Consider the following 19,265-nt stretch of genomic DNA (forward strand, 5'->3'; position numbering starts at 1 on the left):
TCCCACCCCTAGATTCCCGGTCATGATCCATGACACGAGGCTCACGACCATGAACGCTCAGGCCCCGATGAAAACGGCAATGACACCAACCCGCTTCTCCAATGCCGTGCTGGCCCGCGCCGCACAGGCCATGCCGGCGGAGGCGGATTTTCCGGCCCCCGCGCCCGGATCCGACTACGATACGGTCCGGCGCATCCTGGCCTACATCACGGAGAACTGGCGCGAGCAGCCGACGATCGAGGCGATCGCGGACGCGGCCGGCGCGACGCCGACCGACGTGCACCATCTCTTCCGGCGCTGGTGTGGGCTCACCCCCAAGGCCTTTCTTCAGGCGATCACGCTTGACCATGCCAAGGGCCTGCTCGGGTCGTCGGCCAGCGTGCTCGACACGGCGCTGGAGGTTGGGCTCTCGGGCCCCGGTCGACTGCATGACCTCTTCGTCACGCATGAGGCGATGTCGCCGGGCGAGTGGAAGAGCGGTGGCGAGGGCCTGCGTCTCTCCTACGGCTTCCATGAGTCGCCCTTCGGCGAAGCGCTGATCGTGGTGACGGAACGCGGGCTTGCAGGACTCGGCTGGGTCTCGACCAGCGTCGATGGCGGCAAGGTCGTTGGCGGCCGGGCCGAGGCGCTGGCCGACATGATGCGGCGCTGGCCACATGCCGACTACCGCTTCGACCCGGCCTCGACCCGCGCCTATGCCGGCCGGATCTTCGACCCGAAGGCCTGGGCCGCCGAGACGCCATTGCGTGTCGTGCTGATCGGCACCGATTTCGAGGTGCGTGTCTGGGAGACCTTGCTGAAGATCCCGGTGGGCAGAGCGACGACCTATGGCGATGTCGCCTGCCATCTCGGCCGGCCAACGGCGGCGCGGGCAGTGGGCATGGCGGTCGGTAAGAATCCGATCTCCTTCGTCGTGCCCTGCCATCGCGTCATCGGAAAGTCCGGGGCGCTGACCGGCTATCACTGGGGCCTGACGCGCAAGCGCGCCATCCTCGGCTGGGAGGCAGGCCAGACCGGCGGGGTGACGGCCTGAGAGGCCATCGCCCTTACGCCTTCAGATACATGTCCCAGCAGGGCGCCAGCGCGACCAGCCGGCGCCCTTTCAGGGCTTCCGAGAAATGCGTGGCGATGGTTTCGCGCGCCGTCGTCAGAGGGCATTTCGGGACCAGGATGGCGTCGACCTGATTCAGGCTTTCCAGCGTTGGCGGATCGATCTCCGGCGTGGTTCGGCCGGGATCGACACCGATCGGCACGCCTCTCGGCGGCCTGCGGTTGAGCAGCTGGTTGAACGGATCGGTGAAATCGAGCGTGAAGAGACTGTCGAGCCGGCGCCCATTTGCCGCTTCCCAGGCGCGGATCGCCGTGATGCCCTGCTGCACTTCGAGCAGCCAGGTCGCCTGATAGTCGATCTCCGAATAGAGGATGTAGGAGGGCAGCTCGCCGCGCTCGGCAAGATCGCGATAGCCCGCCTGCTGCGCCGCATAATGTGCGAGCATGATCACCGCACGCTCGGCGATGTCGGGCTTGACGCTGACCCGACCGAGCGGGCCGAGATCGGGCACGGCAAGCGCCTTGTAGTTCACCGCGCCGATGACGGCGCGCGCGCTGCGCTCGACGAAGATCAAGGCCGATGGCAGCGCAACCATCAGGACCAGCACCGTCACGATCCTGCCGAGCCGATCGGTGCGACCACCCCATTCCACCAGGATCAGCAGGAGGACGGGCCAGAGCCCGATGAATTCGAGCGAGCCCGTGTTCTGTGTCTCGAACAGGGTCAGCGCCAGCAGAACCGCGGCGAACCATCCAAGCGGCGAGGCCAGGAGCCGGTGCAATCGGACCCAGGAAAGCCTGCCGCCCTCCAGCCAGACAGCATAGGCCAGGGCGGCAAGCAGCAGCAGGCTCGGCCCGACGACATTGAACTTCACCGAGGCGACGGTGAGAAAGCGCGGCAGCAAGGCGCCGGTGTTCAGGCCGAGCAGGGTCAGGATGTCATCGACATAGGCGCGCACGATGCCGGTCACGAAATCGAGCGGCGCGAGCACGGCAATGACCAACGCCGCGGCGACAGATGCGTCGCGCAGGCGCATCCGTCCGGCCAGAACCGCATAGCCGACGAGGAACGTCCCCGACACCGCGCCCGTGACCTTGACCAGGAACAGCGCGAGCATCAGCAGGACGACAAGCCCGACCTGGAGCCGGCGCGCATCGACGAAGAGCAGCACCGTCACAAGCAGGTAGAGCAGCAGGCTGATATGCCGGTTGTAGTGGCCGAAGCCATCGAAGCCCGGCATCGGATACAGGCTGTGCAGGTTGATCGGCAGCGACGCGAACAACAGGAAGGGCAGCAGCAGGGCCAGAGCCTGGCCACGCGAGCGCTGCCCGACATGGGCGACGATCAGCGCCATCATCGGCAAGGCGACCGGCAATACGCCCCAGTTGGCCAGAAGCATCGGCTGGGCCTGCGGGAAGAGGGCGTGGAGCCACGTCACGAGATAGTAGCCGAGCGGGCCGACGGGAGCGAAGAAATCGATATTGGGCAACTGACCGATCTCGATGCGCTGCGCGGCATCAAGATAGATATTCGTATCCCAATAGTTCGCGCCCAGCGGCAGCCGCAAAGGCAGCATGAGGCCAACGACAACTGCCGCCGCGAACGCGACCAGCCAGATCAGCGGTGAACCAGCGAGCCGACCCAACATCTGCACGACGCCAAGCGCGGAGCCGGGCTTTCTGCCCTCTCTCATGTCCCCAACCGTCATGCCCAGATCCTTGGCCTTAAGGCCAACATGACAGAGAAACCTTACTCGTATCCTGCACAAGGCAAAGCCAATACACCCTGTGGTCGAGTGAACAGGCGCAACGCTCTCGGCGATATCGCACCGAGAACGTTCAGCACTATGCGACGCCGATCGCCCCATGACGGGCCGGGGCGCAATATCGCTTCCTGCGGAGCTGTCGCCGGATCGTTCTCACCGTTCGTGCGGAACGCTGATCTCCGCGAAACGGGCCGGCAAGGCGAAACCCAGTCCGAGTGGATCGTCGGCCTCGATAATGAAGGCGCCCTCGCCTGCGAGGTAGCTGAGGCCGCCGACCTCGACGGTGACCGCTCCTTCGGCGGGATAGGCAGCAGGTCCGAGGACACGCCCCGAGAAACGCCCGCCTGTGATACTGCGGAAACTCCGTGTCCGCCCCAGCCCGGCCAGCCCCTTGGCATGGTCGAGCGCCATGCGCGCGGTCACGCCCGAGCCGGTCGGTGAGCGGTCGATCTGCCGCTCGGCGAAGATGCAGAGGTTGAAACTGGTCTCGCCCGGTCCCGCCTCGTCGGTCACGATCGTCCCATAGAGAAAGCCGAGATCGGGCTCCGCCGGATGCGTGATCGGCGCGCCTGCCCGCACAGTGTCGGTGAGGGCAGCAGCAGCCTCGGTCAACCGCTCGACCGGGGTTTCGAAGAGATCGAGCCCGAAGCGCGAAGCTGGAAGGATGCAGTAGAAGGCTCCGCCATAGGCGATGTCGGTCGTAATGCGTCCGAAGCCCGGCACCTGGACCACACGGTCGCGGGCATGGACGAAGGCCGGCACGCTCTCGAAGCGCACCTCCCCGACCTTGCCTGCGGCGACGTCGCAGGCGAGCCGCAGCAAGCCGCAAGGCGCCTCGATGGCAAAACGCGTAACGGGCTCGACCGCCGGCACCAAGCCGCGCTCGATCGCATAGCGGCCGAGCGCGATGGTGGCGTGGCCACACATCGTCGAGTAGCCCTCGTTATGAGTGAAGAGCACGCCGAAAGCAGCCTCGGGATGGCTCGCTTCGACCGGAATGACACCGTACATTCCGGCATGGCCCCGCGGTTCCAGCATCATCGCGCGGCGCAGGTGATCGTGGCTGTCGCGCGCCTGTCGACGCTTGTCGAGAATCGTCGCGCCGGTCAGCTCGGGATAGCCGCCCGTAACGATGCGCACCGGCTCGCCGCAGGTGTGGTAGTCGAGATAGCTCAGGCGCATTGGCGCGTTCCCCTCACTCATAGGGTGGTTTGGGTGTGAGACGCGGCGGATCGCAGCCGCGCCGGCCGCAGGTCTCGGCTGCGACCTCTGCCGCGAAACCCATCGCGGATGCGGCAACGCCGTCCGACAACCCGCGCAGTCGTGCTCCAAGTTCGCCCGCCTGCGCGAGCGAAGCGAGAAATGCGCCGATGAAGCTGTCGCCGGCGCCGATCGTATCGACCAGCTCGGCAACCGGGACGAAGCCGCGAATGGGCTTGCCCCCAGCCTGCTCGAGCGTCGCGCCGCGATCGCCCTCGGTCAGCAGGATCGACGATACGCCCCTGTCGAACCAACGGCGCAGCGGCACCGCGTAGCCGCCGGGATAGAGCCAGTCGGCATCGTCCGTACTGAGCCGGATGAGGTCTGACAGCGCCATGCGCTGCTCGATCGCGGCAAGCGCCGCCTCCCGATCCGGCAGTGCCGGCGGCCTGATGTTGAGGTCATAGCTGGTGCTCAGTCCGGCGGAGCGCGCCTGGCGCAGCAGCGTCAACGCCGCGTCCCCGGACGGGCCGATCGTCGCTCCAAACGAGGTGACGTGCAGATGGCCAAAGCCTGTGAGGCTGTCGGGCAAGGGCGGAGGCTCGGCCAGCGCCGTACCGGCGAGGTGGAAGTGATATCGCGCCCCGCCATCGGCCCCAAGCGGGGCAACGACGGCCAGCGGTGTGGGGGCGTCGCTCTCAGCAATGAAGCGCCGATCGATCGCCTCTGCCACAAGCCGGGCCCGGAAGCGCCGTCCTGTGACGTCGCGCGACAGCGTCGCGCAATAAGCCACCGAGGTGCCGCAGCGGGCGAGTGCCAGCGCCGTGTTGAAACCGGATCCGCCCAGCACGCACTGATAGCGCTCGCCGCACCCGTCCTCCGGCACCAGATCGGCGAGCGCTTCGCCGAAGACGAGGACCGCCCCCTGGTTCACAGAAGCCCGCGCTTCGCCAGATTGCGCATCAGATGTGAGGCGCCGAAGGTCCAGGGTTCGCATTCATCGGTGCGGCGCATGCAATTGACGAGCGCCCCCAGTTCCGGCGCGGCAATCGTGACGATGTCCCCATATTTGTGGGTGAAGCCGCCGCCCGGCGTGTCGCGATCCTTGATCGGCGCGAACATGGTGCCGAGATAGAGCGCCGCGCCATCGGGATACTGATGGTTGCGATTGAGCATCTGCGCAGCAAGATCGGCCGGGTCGCGGCTGATCTTTGCAATCGAGGACGAGCCTTCGAGCCTGAAACCGTCCTCGCCCTCGACCGTCAGCGTCACGGTTGTCCTGCGGACATGGTCGAGCGAGAAGCCGGCGTCGAAGAAGCGGATGAAGGGACCGACCGCTGCCGCGGCATTGTTGTCCTTGGCCTTGCCGAGCAGCAGCGCCGAACGGCCCTCGACGTCGCGCAGATTGACGTCATTGCCGAGCGTTGCACCGACGATGGCGCCGGTCGAGGCGACGATCAGCACGATCTCCGGCTCGGGATTGTTCCAGGTCGAGGCCGGGTGCAGGCCAGCATCGACACCGGTGCCCACGGCCGACATCGGTGGCCCCTTGGTGAAGATCTCGGCATCCGGCCCGATGCCGACCTCGAGATACTGGCTCCAGGCTCCCTGCTTGATCAGCACGTCCTTGAGATGCATCGCCTCGGGCGAGCCGGGCTTCAACTTCGAGAGATCGTCACCGATGAGCTTGCCGATCTCCTCGCGGATCGTGGCGGCGGCAGCCGGGTTGCCCCGCGCCTTCTCCTCGATCACGCGCTCCAGCATCGAGACCGCAAAGGTCACTCCGGCGGCCTTGACCGCCTGCAGGTCGAGCGGCGCGAGCAGCCAGGGCTTCGTCGCATCGCGATGCGCGGGCGGCGTGTTTGCAAGGATATCGGCGAGCGTCCCGATGGGCTGGCCCTTGGCGGCGCGAAGGGCTGCTGCGGGATCGGCCGTCTCGCAGAGATCGCGCATCGTGGCGAAGGCAGCGGTGATATCCACAAGCTCGTCACCACGCAGAACGACGACCGCGGGACCGGCGACGTCCGGGCGCCAGACCCGGCCAGCGAGCGCGGCGGTTGCGGCGTCCGCCGGCAAAGTGTTCCGTGGCGTCAGGGCAAGCTCGGGCATGATCGATCGTCCGTTGGTGGAATTGTCACGTTGAAAGGCGCAGGCGAGAACAGCCGCTTCGGCGCCAATGTGCAAGAGTGCAGGGACGCGGATCAGACATGGCGCACATGTCGTGCGATTGTCATTGAAACGTCACCTGTTCTTCATGCTAGCTTGCGCACCAACGACAAGAGCAGCCCGCACGAGCGGGGCGTAAGGGAGAGATAGATGACATCCAGATCGCGCTTGATGATTTCGGCCGCGGTGTTGACGCTGGCCGGTGCGGCTCCGGCCGTCGCGCAGACAGAGATCCAGTGGTGGCATGCGCTGACCGGCGCCAATAACGACGTTGTCGTGAAGCTGGCCGAGGAGTTCAACGCCTCCCAGAAGGAATACAAGGTCGTTCCGGCCTATAAGGGCTCCTATCCCGATACGCTGAATGCCGGCGTCGCCGCCTTCCGCGCCGGGACCGCGCCGCACATCCTGCAGGTCTTCGAGGTCGGCACCGGCACGATGATGTCGGCCAAGGGCGCCGTGAAGCCCGTGCACGAACTGATGAAGGAAGCCGGCGAGGCTTTCGATCCCAAGGCTTATTTGCCGGCGATCACCGGCTATTACTCGACCGCCAAGGGCGACATGCTTTCCATGCCGTTCAACTCGTCGAGCATGGTGATGTGGTACAACAAGGACGCCTTCAAGAAGGCGGGCCTGAACCCCGACGCCCCGCCGAAGACCTGGCCCGAGGTTTTCGAGGCCGCCAAGAAGCTGAAGGCCGCCGGATATGACAAATGCGGCTTCACCAATGCCTGGGCGACCTGGGCCAATATCGAGCAGTTCGGCGCCTGGCACAACGTCCCGATCGCGACCAAGGCGAACGGTCTCGACGGCTTCGACACGGTCCTGAACTTCAACAGCCCGCTCTTCCTGAAGCACTGGACCAACCTGGTCGAGCTGCAGAAGGACAAGACCTACGATTACTCCGGCCGCACCAATAATGGCGAAGGCCGCTTCACCTCGGGCGAATGCCCGATCATGCTGACCTCGTCGGGCTTCTTCGGCAACGTCAAGGCCAACGCCAAGTTCGACTGGGCCAACGCCGCGATGCCGTATTATCCGGAAGCGGCCGGCGCACCGCAGAATTCGATCATCGGCGGCGCCTCGCTGTGGGTGATGGGCGGCAAGAAGGCCGACGAATACAAGGGCGTCGCCAAGTTCTTCACCTTCCTGTCCGATGTCGACCGCCAGGTGAAGCTGCACACCGAGTCCGGTTACCTGCCGATCACCAAGGCCGCCTATGCCAAGGTCAAGGACTCGGGCTTCTACAAGGACAAGCCCTATCTCGAGACGCCGCTGCTCGAGCTCAACAACAAGGAGCCGACCGAGAATTCGCGCGGCCTGCGCTTCGGCGGCCTGGTCCAGATCCGCGACATCTGGTCGGAAGAGCTCGAAGCGGCACTGAACGGCCAGAAGACGCCGAAGGCTGCGCTTGACGCCGCCGTCGAGCGTGGCAATCAGGCACTGCGCCAGTTCGAGCGGACCGCCTCGCGCTGAACCGGTTACGATCCAGAGCCGGGGCATTCCGCCCCGGCTTTTCTCTTGCTTCACGGGCTGCATGCAGAAGAACGCCTATTTCCGGAGCCTGACGATCCCGCTTCTGCTGCTCCTGCCGCAGCTCGCGATCACGGTCGTGTTCTTCTACTGGCCGGCGAGCCAGGCGGTCTGGCAGTCCTTCCTGCTGGAAGACGCCTTCGGAACGTCGACCCAGTTCGTCTGGTTCGAAAACTACCAGAGCCTCTTTTCCGATCCGGGTTACTTCAAGGCGCTGCGCAACACCGCGGTCTTCTCGACCTTTGTCTGCGTGTTCTCGCTCTCGATCGCGCTGCTCTTTGCCGTGATGGCCGACCGGCAGATCCGCGGCGCCGAGATCTACAAGACGCTGCTGATCTGGCCCTATGCCGTGGCTCCCGCCATTGCCGGCGTGCTCTGGATCTTCATGTTCGATCCCTCGCTCGGCATGCTCGCGCGCGGGCTGCAGAGCCTCGGCATCGCCTGGAATCCCCGGCTCAACGGCAATGACGCCATGACGCTCGTCATCCTCGCCGCGACCTGGAAACAGATCAGCTACAATTTCCTGTTCTTCCTCGCCGGGCTGCAATCGATCCCCAAGAGCGTGATCGAGGCGGCGGTGATCGACGGCGCGCGGCCGATGCGCCGGTTCTGGTCCATTATCTTCCCGCTGCTTTCGCCGACGACGTTCTTCCTGCTCGTCGTCAACATCGTCTATGTCTTCTTCGACACCTTCGGCATCATCGATACAGTCACAGGCGGCGGGCCTGCGGGCGCGACCGAGACGCTGGTCTACAAGGTCTATTCCGACGGCAAGGGCGGCTCCAATCTCGGTGGCTCGGCGGCACAATCGGTCATCCTGCTCGTGATGGTCATAGCCATGACGGCGGTGCAGTTCCGGTTCATCGAGCGCAAGGTGAATTACTGATGGCCTCGGTGCTCTGGAAGGAACTGACGGCCGAGGATCTGCGTCACAAGGCGGCGAAGGATGCGATCGTCGTCCTGCCCGTTGCCTCGATGGAACAGCACGGTCCGCACCTGCCGGTCGGCGTCGACACCATCCTCTGCGAGGGCGTGTGCAAGGCCGCGGCCGAGCGCCTGGACGAGGCCGATGTCGTGGTCGCCCCGACGCTCTGGTGTGGCATGGCCGAGCATCACATGGCCTTCGGCGGCACCTTCACCTTCGACATCCCAACCTATCGGTCCGTGCTGCTTTCGCTGCTCAGGAGCATCGAGCGGCACGGCTTCCGCCGGGTCGTGATCGTCAATGGCCATGGCGGCAATATCGCCGCGCTGGGTGCCTTCCTGCCGGATTTCGCCCGCGAGACCGGCCTGCGCATCATCGCGACCACCTATTTCGAGTTGGCGCAAACCGCGATGCTGCCCTTCATGCAGGATCAGACCAGCGTGATGCATGCCTGCGAGATCGAGACCTCGATGATGATGGTGCTGGCTCCGGAAACGGTGAAGCAGGAGCGGCTGGGGCAAGCCTTCGGCATGCTCGGCGCCGATCCACGTGGCCTGATGCGCCCGACCGTTGCGCGCTACCGCCCCTTCCGTGAGATGACGGAGACCGGCGTGATCGGCGATGCGCGGCGTGCGACGCCGAAGAAGGGCGAGGAATTTCTCAACGCCTGCGCCGAGGCGCTCGCGGCCTTGCTGCGCGACGGGGAGGCCTGGCACTGATGGTCGAGAACCGCCGCTTCGGCGACATCGTCGCCTATATCATCCTGACGATCGGCGTGCTGATCGTCGCCTTTCCGGTGTGGCTGACCTTCGTCGCCTCGACCTGGGATGCTGCGACCATCATCAACGGCCAGCTGCCGCTCTATCCTGGCCCGCATTTCTTCGAGAACTACTACCGCATCCTCTTCGTCGGCACCTCGGGCTCGACCCGCGAGCCGGTGGCCGTGATGATGTTCAACTCCTTCGTGATGGCGCTGGCCATCGCGTTCGGCAAGATCCTCATCTCCGTGCTCTCTGCCTACGCGGTCGTCTATTATCGCTTCCCGTTTCGGATGGCGGCATTCTGGATCATCTTCGTCACCCTGATGCTGCCGGTAGAAGTCCGCATCTTCCCGACCTTCAAGGTCGTCTCCGATCTCGGCATGCTCGATACCTACCAGGGCCTTGCCGTGCCGCTGATCGCCTCGGCGACCGGCACATTGCTGTTCCGGCAGTTCTTCATGACGATCCCCGACGAGCTGCTCGAGGCCTCGAAGATCGATGGCGCCGGTCCGTTCAAGTTCTTCAAGGATACGGTGGTCCCGCTCTCGCTCACCACGATCGCGGCGCTCTTCGTCATCCAGTTCATCTATGGCTGGAACCAGTATCTCTGGCCGCTGCTGGTCACCACCAAGGATTCGATGCAGACCATCGTCATCGGCATCCGCAAGATGATCACCACGGCCGATGCGCTCACCGAATGGCAGCTCGCCATGGCAACCGCGATGCTGGCGATGCTGCCGCCCGTCTTCGTCGTCATCGCCATGCAGCGGCTCTTCGTGAAGGGCCTGGTGGAAACCGAGAAGTGACATTGCGTACCGGCCGACCGGCCTGCTGACCCGATCGCCGATTATCCGTTACCGACTGACCAAGGAACCCAATGGCCCAGGTTACTCTTTCCAGCGTCAAGAAGGTCTATGCCGGCGGCGTCGAGGCCGTGAAGGGCGTCTCTTTCGACATTCCCGATGGCGGCTTCTGCGTGCTGGTCGGCCCCTCCGGCTGCGGCAAGTCTACTTTGCTGCGGATGGTGGCAGGCCTGGAGACGATCTCGTCCGGCGAGGTCTCGATCAGTGGCAGGGTCGTCAACCAGATCGAACCGGCGGACCGGGACATCGCCATGGTGTTCCAGAATTACGCGCTCTATCCGCATATGAGCGTCTACGACAACATGGCCTATGGCCTGCGCAACCGCGGGACGCCGAAGGACGAGATCGAGAAGCGGGTCAAGGAGGCAGCTCGCATCCTCGCGATCGAAGGCCTGCTGGAGCGCCGGCCGCGCCAGCTCTCGGGCGGCCAGCGTCAGCGCGTCGCCATGGGCCGCGCCATCGTGCGCAAGCCCCAGGTCTTCCTGTTCGACGAGCCGCTTTCCAATCTCGACGCAAAACTGCGCGTGCAGATGCGCGTCGAGATCAAGAAGCTGCAGCGGGCGCTCGGCGTCACCGCGATCTATGTCACGCACGATCAGGTCGAGGCGATGACGCTCTCCGACAAGCTCGTGGTGATGAATGGCGGCCAGGTCGAGCAGATCGGCGTTCCCGCCGAGGTCTACCGCAAACCCGCAAGCCGCTTCGTCGCGACCTTCATCGGCTCGCCGCCGATGAACCTGCTGCCGGCAGCCATCGACGGACCCGGCATCGTTGCGCTCGGCGACGCGCTCCTCGAAGCGCGTGACCTCAAGCAGGACCTCGCATCGGGAACGAAGGTCGAGGTGGGCCTGAGGCCCGAGGATATCGAGATCGCCTCCGAAGGCCAGGCCGGGGCGCTGCCCTTCGATGTCGAGTTCATCGAGGAGCTGGGCGCGACGCAGCTCTTCCACGGCAAGCTCGCCGGACAGCCTTTCGTGATGCAGGCCGCAACCGGCGATGTCGCCGCCGAGGCCAAGCGCCTGTGGATTTCAGTCGACCCCGACCGCGTCCACGTCTTCGATGCGCAGTCGGGAGCCCGGCTCGGGCGCGAATAGAAGGGATCGACCGCGGAAGGTCGCAGCGGCCGGGAACAGCCGCCGGACGCATGTCTCAGCCTGTCGACCGCCCCTTTGCATCGCGCTCGTAGACGGCAAGGAACGCCTTGCCCATCAACGAGCTTTCGCCATCGATGGCTTTCCGGAGCACGGCGCCCCGGATCGCCTGGATCCCTCCATCCTCGGGCGCTGCTGAACTCGCGAACTCGGCGAGATGAACGGCGAGGCGCGTCTGGCCGTCCTCGGCCAGCGCTGCGGCCCGCTCGGCCAGTTTCTCGGCACCGCCCGCAAGCCGAGCCAGCTCCGACGCAAGGTCAGAGGTCTTCGCCGGCTTCAGGTTCGCCGGGTTTCCGTCAAACCAGCCCGCATAGAAATGGTAGATCCCCCGGACCAGGAACTCGGGGTCATCATATTTCGGCACGAGATAGGGTTTCGCCAGATAGGCGGCCGGTACCTTGACCGCACGCAGCACCTCGTCGAGCGTCGCGCCCTTGTTCATCAGCGCGAGTGTCTCGCCAACCAGGTGTTCAAGCGCTTCGGCCCCGTCGCGCAACACCTGCGATGCCCGGCCCTCCCCGACGATGACCGGGCCATGTCCGGGGATCAGGGTGTCCGGCTTCAGGCGCTCCATCCTGCGCAGGGCGACAGCCCACTCGGCTGCATAGCGCTGGACCTTGCGCGGATTGCCTGCATTCGGGAAAACCCAGATGACGAAGTCCCCGCTCGCCAGCACGCGCCGCCGCGGCAGCCAGACGAACGTGGCATCGTCGGTCTCGCCACGCCCGTGGATGAGTTCGAGCTGTTCGCCACCGATCGCAAGCGACAGCACGTCGTCATAGACGTCATCGGGACGCCGCTGGCCTATCGGATAGACATAGTCCGGCTTGTTGAACTGCTGCCCCTGCACGATGCTGTTGAAGCCATGGGAGGCTTCATATCGCTCCATCCGGCGTGCGACGTTGCGATGAGCCACAATTCTCGGCCGCGGCCTCGCCCTCGCATCGGCCTCCTCGTCGATGACCTTGATGCCGCTGGTGTGGTCGATATGGCCGTGGGTATAGATCACGGTGTGGATGGGGCTGTCGTCCCAGCTGCGGATCGTCGCGAGCGTCTGGGCGGCAGTGTCTGGCTTGGCCGTATCGATCAGGACAAGGCCTTCACTCGTGCGAATGGCCGTGACGCTGCCACAGAAATAGGTGGTGTGGACGGTGATGATGTTCTCTGCCACCGCAGTGATGGCGCCGGCAGAGACCGCCTCGGTCCATTCCTCCATCTGCGCTGCGCCACTCCAAAGGCGCTCGAACAACGCGTCCTGCCGCATCTGAATTCCTCCGTCGACCCGAGCATGTCGATAGCACCGCTGGGGAGGAATGACAGGCCACGCACGCGCAGTCCTGACACGCGATGTCAGCGATGAGCCAGGCGGGCGGTTCGCGGTCGCGGCAATGCGCTCCGGGTGCCCGCAACCTACGCCTCCGGCCCGCCCTCGATCTCGCTGACCCAGGCCAGCGCCGCCTCGTACTCGATCGGCTTGAAGCAGCGGATCTCGACGAAGGGGATGACCGGATTGGCGATCGCCACCAGCGTCTCGATCCAGCCCTTGTCGCTGATCAGCGCCTCACGTGGAAAGCGCCGGAGTTCTGCCAGCTTGCTGAAGCCGTAGCGCAGATCCCTGGCACCCGCCCCGAGTGTGATGTCGTGAAAGCCGGTCAGATCGACCAGAACGCCGATCTTCTCGTGCCGGGTCAACCGCGCCTCGATATCGGCGATCAGACTGTCATAATCCTCCACGGTCAGCGTGCCGGAGAGGCGGTAGGCCGCGACATGATCGGGCGCGGCGAGGATTTCGAACATGGACGTCATCCTTTCGCATCAACAACGCAGCAGGCGTGCCGCGGATTCGATTGCTGCCATTGCGCGGTCATGCGTCGTGATTAGTCTCGCCCGCCACAGGAGGAACGCAGCATGAGCGATGAACTCATCTTCTACACCAACCCGATGTCGCGCGGCCGGATCGTGCGCTGGATGCTGGAGGAAGTCGGGCAGCCCTACCGCACCGAGGTCGTCGGCTTCGGGCCGCCAATGAAAACGGCCGAGTACAAGGCGCTCAATCCGATGGGCAAGGTGCCGGCCCTGAAGCATGGCGACGTGATCGTCACCGAATGCGCCGCGATCTGCGCCTATCTCGCGGATGCCTTTCCGCAGGCCGGACTGGCGCCTGCACCGGGCAGCAGGGAGCGCGGTCCCTACTATCGTTGGCTCTTCTTCGGTGCGGGCCCGACCGAAGCCGCGGTGACCAACAAGACGCTCGGCGTCGAGGTGCCGCCGGAGAAGACCGGCTGGGTCGGCTATGGCTGCTTCGCCGATGTCATGGACACCTTGGAGAAGGCGGTATCGCAGGGCGAGTATCTGGTCGGCAGGTTCAGCGCGGCCGATGTTTATCTCGGCGCGCAGATCGGCTGGGGCCTGCAATTCGGTACCATGGAACGGCGGCCGGCCTTCGAGGCCTATGCCAAGCGACTGCAGGCCCGGCCGGCGGCGATCCGCGCCAATGAGATCGACAATGCGCTGATGCCGGAGCAGCAGCCGGCAGCGGAATAGGCGCCGCTCCACGCTGAGCGCATGCCAAACCCGGCCTTCGGCCGGGTTGTTGCGCCGCGGCACATCGCCTAATCCTGCGCAATCCGGCCGGCTATCTCGCTGGCCGTTCCCGTCCGCGAGACGGGACGATCCGGGCCGTTCTCCCGGCAGCAGGCTGAGATGACCGACACAATCGACATTGCCCGGCCGCGCCACGGCATGGGCTTCTATCCTTTCGTGGCGATGATGGCCGCATTGATGGCAACGAACGCGCTTGCGATCGACGCGATGCTGCCGGCCCTGCCCCAAATGGGCGAGACACTCGGCATTGCCGAACCGAACGACCGGCAGTGGATCGTGACCAGCTACCTGCTCGGCTTTGGCGTGGCCCAGATCATCTACGGCACGCTCTCCGACCGTTTCGGCCGACGGCCAGTGCTGCTGATCGGGCTCAGCATCTATGTCGTCGCCAGCGTGTTCGCCGCCTTCTCCGGCTCCTTCGAGATCATGATGGCGGCCCGCGTGCTTCAGGGCGTCGGCGCAGCCGCGACGCGGGTGCTCGCGGTCTCGATCGTCCGTGACTGCTATTCCGGCCGCGACATGGCTCGCGTCATGTCGCTGGCCCTGATCGTCTTCCTGGCCGTGCCGATTCTGGCGCCCTCGATCGGCCAGGCGATCCTCTGGATCGCCCCCTGGCGCTGGATCTTCGGCGTCCTGACCGCCTTCGGCGCCATCGTGATGCTCTGGACCGCGATGCGGCTGCCTGAGACGCTGCATGAGGAGGACCGTACGCCGATTGAGTTCGCGAGCATCGTCTCCGCCTTCCGCACGGTGCTGACCTCGCGCATCGGCGTCGGCTACATGCTGGCGATGACCTTCGTTCTCGGCGGCTTGTTCGGCTTCATCAACTCGGCACAGCAGGTCTTTGTCGATGTCTTCCGGGCGCCGGAATGGTTCACCACCATCTTCGCCCTGATCGCCGCCTGCATGGCGGCCGCATCGCTGCTGAATTCGCGCATCGTCGGCCGGCTCGGCATGCGCCGCGTCTCGCATGGCGCGCTGCTCGGCTACATCACGCTGACCAGCCTGCACGCGGCGCTGGCCCTTGCCGGAAAGGAAACGCTCTGGCTCTTCGCCATCATGCAGGGCGGGACAATGTTCTGCTTTGGCCTGCTGGCGCCGAATTTCGGGGCGATGGCGATGGACCCGCTTGGCCATGTCGCCGGCACGGCCTCGTCCGTGCAGGGCTTCATCACCACCGTCGGGGGAGCACTGCTCGGCTTCTATGTCGGCCAGCATTTCAACGGCACGGTCGTGCCGCTGACACTCGGCTTCTCACTCTGCGGGCTCATGGCGCTCGCGGTGGTGCTGGTGGTCGAGAAGGGGCGGCTCTTCCATCCGGCGCCGGGGCGCAGCTAGCGGCCCTCTGGGCGCGGGATGTCGTTCCAAGCGGATAGAGCGCAGGTCGCAAGCCCTCGGGTCGTCAGGCCCGCTTTGTGCGCTTGGACGCTACGGTCTTGGGCCGTGCAGCCTCGGCGATCGCGGCGGCCTCTGCGTCTGCGGCTTCCTTCGCCAGCCGGAGCGCGCGCAAGCGCGCGGTCTTCTCCGTGACGGCAACCTGGGCGGCGCGCTGCGCGTCCAGCCCACGCTGGGCTTCCTGCCGCTTTTGCTCGGCCTTCTCCAGATTCGCCTGGGTCCGGCGCTTGGCTTCGTCGGCCGAGAGTCCTTTGGTCGACATGGCAGTCTACTCCTTCACGATTGCCGCCCGGTTGGCGGCACTCACAGCGACGCGCCCTGTCGGTAGCGCGCATCCAGGCGCACTGGACTGCGTCGGGCAGCCCCTTGCGCCGGCATTGTCAGGCTGGCCTGAGCTCAGGCTGCCGCCGGTGCAAGACGCGGCGGACGAGCAGGCTTGGCCTTGGGCTTCGGCGCTGCGATCAGTCCTTCGCGCTGAGCCTGCTTGCGAGCCAGCTTGCGTGCACGTCGAATGGCGTCAGCCTTCTCGCGAACCCGCTTCTCGGACGGCTTCTCATACGCCGCACGCCGCTTCATCTCGCGGAAGACGCCTTCGCGCTGCATCTTCTTCTTCAGGACGCGCAGCGCCTGGTCGACATTGTTGTCGCGAACGAGAACCTGCATCTCGGGCTCCTTTCAGAAAAGAAAAAAGGGCCGGGTAAATCCCGACCCTTCGTCCAACCGTGCTGCGTATCGTCCTGAAAGGGGGCGCCAGTACATCCGTGGTCGCCACTCGATTCGGAATGCTACGTTTGCACGGTCATGCAGCTCACTCGGCGCGAAGATTGTCCGCAGACATCTTGCCAGAGCGCTTGTCCTGGACGAGCTCGAAGGTGATCTTCTGACCTTCGCGGAGCTCGCGCAGACCAGCACGCTCGACAGCGCTGATGTGGACGAAAGCATCCTGACCGCCATCATCGGGCTGAATGAAGCCGAAACCCTTAGTCGAATTGAACCATTTAACAGTGCCGGTGGCCATGACGAATTCCTTCTCGCAAGGCATTAATTCGCGTGAGACGACGCCTCACACGGTGTTCGATTTTGAGCGGGAAGTTCGTCAGCTAGCGCGCCATTAGCGCGGGGGCCAATTCATTCGGCCTAAGATCGATGCCCCTATATGGGTGATTGTGACCAATTTGTCAATGCAACCTGTCGTGGAAGCAAGACCGGAGCCTTGCGTGCCCTTGTGCGGTCATCGATCCCACCCAGCACAGCCCCGAGCTCACGACGCCTCTTCGAGCCCTTCGGGCTGTCGCTGAAGCAGCCGCAGCCAATGCCCTTCACCCGATCAGCCCGACCATGCCAACCACGACCGGCCCCATCAGCGGCAGCAGGACATTCGAGATCGCATAGGTCACGGTGTAGCCGATCACCGGCGTCGAATTGCCCGCGAGGGAGACCAATGCGCTGATCGACGGGGTGCTGCAGTGCTGGCCAGCGATGGCTCCGAGCAGAATCGGAGCCTCGATCTTCAGCAGGTAATGCCCGATATAGAGCGAAGCCACGGCCGGCAGTGCGGAGACGAGAATCGCCAGGACCGGCAGAACCAGCCCGTACTGCTTGAGCAGCGCGAAGGCATCGGGCCCAACCGAAAGACCAATTGCCGCGATAAAGGTCGCCAGGCCGAAGTCCTTCATGAACTCCGCAGCATGCAGCGGTATCGCGCCATAATGTGGGCGGTGCATGTGGAGCCAGCCGAAGACCAGGCCAGAGACGAGCGCACCACCGCCGGTCCCCAGCGTGAGGTTCAGGGCGCCGACCCTGAAGCTCAGTTCTCCCAGCAGGAGACCCACGACCACTCCCAACCCGAGCATCACGAAGTCGGTACTCGAAGTCGCCGGGAGCAAGTGGCCGAGCTCCGGGGCTGCCCGCGTGATCGCGTCCTCGGACCCGTAGAGCGTCAGGACATCGCCCTGCTCGAGAACGGTCCCCGGCAAGGCAGGAACGACATGCCCAAGCCGCCTGATGCGCGAGATGAAGACGCCGCGCCGCTGTTCCGCGCTCGCCAGCCGGCGAAGATCCCGAATCCGGCGCCCCATCGCTTCGCTGCGGACGAGCACGACCTCGCGCTCGACGAGTGGCACGTTGTCGCCTGCCGGCATCGGCACCTCGGCGCCCAATCTCTCGCTGATCGCGATGACGGCGCGGCGGCGGCCGAGCACGAGGACAACGTCATCGGCCTCCAGCACCATGTCCGTGGTTGCCTTGGTGAAACCGTCGCCGCGGCCGACCTGTTCGATGGTCACGACACCGTTGACGCTGTTCTCGAAGGCGCCGACGCTGCTTCCCGCAATCGGCCCGGCATGGAAGCAGCGCGAGACGATCTCGGGCACGCCGTTCTCCTTGCCGGCCTCGTCCTCGGCTCCCAGTTGCTTTGCAAGGGCCGCGGATTCCTCGCGTACGTCGATCCGCAGCAGCAGGGGACCGATCTGCGTCGTGAAGACGACGATCGCCACGAGGCCGAACAGATAGGTCACGCTATAGGCCGTCGCCATGTTGGACTGCAACCGCGCCACTTCGGCGGCCGGCAGGGCCAGCCGGGCGATCGCATCCGAAGCCGTCCCGAGCACGGCCGATTCCGTGGCCGAGCCGGCGAAGAGCCCCGACGTGGTGCCGGGATCCAGGCGGAACATGATAATGGCCGCCGCAAGCAGCAGCAGGACGGTCCCGACCTCGACGAAGGACAGAATTCCGTAGCGCCAGCCACCGCGGATATTGTTGAAGAACTGCGGTCCGGCCGTAAAACCGAGAGCGAAGATGAACAGCGCAAACGCCGTGTTCTTCAAATCCGGGCTGATCGTGACGCCAAGCTGCCCAAGAGCCAGAGCAACGAAGAGCGTGCCGCAGACACCGCCGATCTGAACAGGGCCAATTCTGATCTTTCCGATCAAATGGCCAAGGGCCAGCGAAATGAACAGTGCAACAACCGGCTGTTCAACAAATGCCACGATGGACCCCAGTTCCCGAGCAGTGGTCGACAGTGACTATTCGCTGCCGCCCCCTGTTCTGCAAGGGCCATTGCCCGGCGCAACACCCTTCACCGGCGTTTGGGATCGTTCGCCCGCCCTCGGCCTTTGGCGTCGACGTCGAGATCCACGCCTACGGGCCTGCGCATCGCCACTGCATGGCCGCGACGCGTACCACCAATTTCCATGAACTTGCGCTGGTCGGCCCGGATCGCCCCGACGCCGTGCCGTCGGTCTACACCTGCGGGTACAGCGACCAGCTCGACGGTGTCGACAAGGATGGCTGTTTTCCCGTGCCCTCGGGGCCAGGCCTCGGCGTGAGCTATGACTGGGATTACATCCGTGCCCATCAGACGAGGCGGGAGCTGTTCAAGCTCTGGATGGGTATCGGGAGGGCCGGCCTTTTTCGGGCTGGCCCTGGTCCTTTCTACCGCCGCCTTGGGGCGACGGGCATGCCGGGAATCGTCTTCAGTCCGGATAGAGAGATAGAGATTCGCTTTGGCTCGGGAGGTGACGCCGCCGATCGCCCTCCCGCAGAAGGCGGAGATCAAGCCGTCTTGAGGTTCACCGCCGAGGACTTGCCGGTCTTGCGATCGGCCTCGAGATCGTAGCTGATCTTCTGGCCTTCGTTCAGGCCGCGCAGGCCCGAGCGCTCGACAGCGCTGATATGGACGAAAATATCGCTTCCGCCCGCGTCAGGGGTGATGAAACCATAGCCCTTGGTCTCGTTGAACCATTTCACGGTACCCGTGCTCACGTGCTATTCCTTCAGTCGCTATTCAGGTTGGCTCATGCCAGCCCGGGAACACTGTAGGGTCGAAAATACGCATGTGGCAATGATGCCGTTAA

19 protein-coding genes are annotated in these 19,265 nt (G+C 64.9%); 8 read left to right on the plus strand and 11 right to left on the minus strand.

What is annotated here, in order from left to right:
• Window positions 1-130 precede the first annotated feature (130 nt).
• Window positions 131-1,033, plus strand: coding sequence for a methylated-DNA--[protein]-cysteine S-methyltransferase (locus BIWAKO_RS07345; RefSeq protein WP_069882251.1), 903 nt, complete (start codon window positions 131-133; stop codon window positions 1,031-1,033).
• Between the two features lie 13 nt (window positions 1,034-1,046).
• Here the strand turns inward: BIWAKO_RS07345 and BIWAKO_RS07350 are convergent, their stop codons facing one another.
• From BIWAKO_RS07350 to BIWAKO_RS07365, 4 genes are all read right to left on the minus strand, one after another.
• Window positions 1,047-2,759: a hypothetical protein gene (locus tag BIWAKO_RS07350; protein WP_141740012.1), complete on the minus strand. Its 1,713-nt coding sequence runs from the start codon at window positions 2,757-2,759 to the stop codon at window positions 1,047-1,049.
• 210 nt (window positions 2,760-2,969) lie between these two features.
• The gene (locus BIWAKO_RS07355; protein ID WP_069877979.1) at window positions 2,970-3,998 is read right to left on the minus strand and encodes a proline racemase family protein; all 1,029 of its coding nucleotides are present in this window, start codon (window positions 3,996-3,998) and stop codon (window positions 2,970-2,972) included.
• Between the two features lie 13 nt (window positions 3,999-4,011).
• Window positions 4,012-4,950 (minus strand): PfkB family carbohydrate kinase, encoded by a 939-nt coding sequence (locus tag BIWAKO_RS07360; RefSeq protein ID WP_069877980.1) that lies wholly within the window; start codon window positions 4,948-4,950, stop codon window positions 4,012-4,014.
• Entirely contained in the window at window positions 4,947-6,125 is a 1,179-nt protein-coding gene (locus BIWAKO_RS07365; RefSeq protein WP_069882253.1) for a fumarylacetoacetate hydrolase family protein, read from the minus strand. The genes BIWAKO_RS07360 and BIWAKO_RS07365 overlap by 4 nt, the downstream gene beginning before the upstream one ends.
• Before the next feature lie 207 nt (window positions 6,126-6,332).
• Between BIWAKO_RS07365 and ugpB the strand changes: the two genes are divergently transcribed.
• The 5 genes from ugpB (at window position 6,333) to BIWAKO_RS07390 (ending at window position 11,355) form a co-directional block, all read left to right on the plus strand.
• Window positions 6,333-7,655: a sn-glycerol-3-phosphate ABC transporter substrate-binding protein UgpB gene (gene ugpB / locus BIWAKO_RS07370; RefSeq protein ID WP_069877981.1), complete on the plus strand. Its 1,323-nt coding sequence runs from the start codon at window positions 6,333-6,335 to the stop codon at window positions 7,653-7,655.
• A 61-nt stretch (window positions 7,656-7,716) separates the two neighbouring features.
• Complete coding sequence (gene ugpA / locus BIWAKO_RS07375; protein WP_069877982.1) at window positions 7,717-8,598, plus strand: sn-glycerol-3-phosphate ABC transporter permease UgpA; 882 nt, start codon at window positions 7,717-7,719, stop codon at window positions 8,596-8,598.
• Window positions 8,598-9,356, plus strand: coding sequence for a creatininase family protein (locus BIWAKO_RS07380; protein ID WP_069877983.1), 759 nt, complete (start codon window positions 8,598-8,600; stop codon window positions 9,354-9,356). Before ugpA ends, BIWAKO_RS07380 begins: the two co-directional genes overlap by 1 nt.
• Complete coding sequence (gene ugpE / locus BIWAKO_RS07385; protein WP_069877984.1) at window positions 9,356-10,204, plus strand: sn-glycerol-3-phosphate ABC transporter permease UgpE; 849 nt, start codon at window positions 9,356-9,358, stop codon at window positions 10,202-10,204. The genes BIWAKO_RS07380 and ugpE overlap by 1 nt, the downstream gene beginning before the upstream one ends.
• Before the next feature lie 71 nt (window positions 10,205-10,275).
• Window positions 10,276-11,355 (plus strand): sn-glycerol-3-phosphate import ATP-binding protein UgpC, encoded by a 1,080-nt coding sequence (locus BIWAKO_RS07390; protein WP_069877985.1) that lies wholly within the window; start codon window positions 10,276-10,278, stop codon window positions 11,353-11,355.
• Between the two features lie 55 nt (window positions 11,356-11,410).
• On the opposite strand, the gene BIWAKO_RS07395 is transcribed toward BIWAKO_RS07390, so the two are convergent.
• Entirely contained in the window at window positions 11,411-12,676 is a 1,266-nt protein-coding gene (locus tag BIWAKO_RS07395) for an alkyl sulfatase dimerization domain-containing protein (RefSeq protein ID WP_069877986.1), read from the minus strand.
• Between the two features lie 146 nt (window positions 12,677-12,822).
• Window positions 12,823-13,209, minus strand: a complete 387-nt coding sequence (locus tag BIWAKO_RS07400; protein WP_069877987.1) for a SpoIIAA family protein — start codon at window positions 13,207-13,209, stop codon at window positions 12,823-12,825.
• Window positions 13,210-13,320: 111 nt separating this feature from the next.
• On the opposite strand from BIWAKO_RS07400, the gene BIWAKO_RS07405 reads away from it, so the two are divergent.
• Complete coding sequence (locus BIWAKO_RS07405; RefSeq protein ID WP_069877988.1) at window positions 13,321-13,956, plus strand: glutathione S-transferase family protein; 636 nt, start codon at window positions 13,321-13,323, stop codon at window positions 13,954-13,956.
• A 159-nt stretch (window positions 13,957-14,115) separates the two neighbouring features.
• Entirely contained in the window at window positions 14,116-15,354 is a 1,239-nt protein-coding gene (locus BIWAKO_RS07410; protein ID WP_244523374.1) for a multidrug effflux MFS transporter, read from the plus strand.
• A gap of 64 nt (window positions 15,355-15,418) precedes the next feature.
• Here the strand turns inward: BIWAKO_RS07410 and BIWAKO_RS07415 are convergent, their stop codons facing one another.
• From BIWAKO_RS07415 to BIWAKO_RS07440, 5 genes are all read right to left on the minus strand, one after another.
• A complete protein-coding gene (locus BIWAKO_RS07415; protein ID WP_069877989.1) occupies window positions 15,419-15,673 on the minus strand; it encodes a hypothetical protein in 255 nt (84 codons plus the stop codon).
• Between the two features lie 134 nt (window positions 15,674-15,807).
• Window positions 15,808-16,074 carry a 30S ribosomal protein S21 gene (rpsU, locus tag BIWAKO_RS07420; protein ID WP_069877991.1) on the minus strand — a complete coding sequence of 89 codons (267 nt, stop codon included), beginning with the start codon at window positions 16,072-16,074 and terminating at the stop codon, window positions 15,808-15,810.
• Between the two features lie 145 nt (window positions 16,075-16,219).
• Complete coding sequence (locus BIWAKO_RS07425; RefSeq protein WP_043234255.1) at window positions 16,220-16,429, minus strand: cold-shock protein; 210 nt, start codon at window positions 16,427-16,429, stop codon at window positions 16,220-16,222.
• Between the two features lie 301 nt (window positions 16,430-16,730).
• A complete protein-coding gene (gene aspT, locus BIWAKO_RS07430) occupies window positions 16,731-18,398 on the minus strand; it encodes an aspartate-alanine antiporter (RefSeq protein ID WP_084651206.1) in 1,668 nt (555 codons plus the stop codon).
• Between the two features lie 565 nt (window positions 18,399-18,963).
• A complete protein-coding gene (locus tag BIWAKO_RS07440; protein WP_043234173.1) occupies window positions 18,964-19,173 on the minus strand; it encodes a cold-shock protein in 210 nt (69 codons plus the stop codon).
• Window positions 19,174-19,265 lie beyond the last annotated feature (92 nt).

This window comes from Bosea sp. BIWAKO-01, from assembly GCF_001748145.1.
GTDB lineage: Bacteria > Pseudomonadota > Alphaproteobacteria > Rhizobiales > Beijerinckiaceae > Allobosea.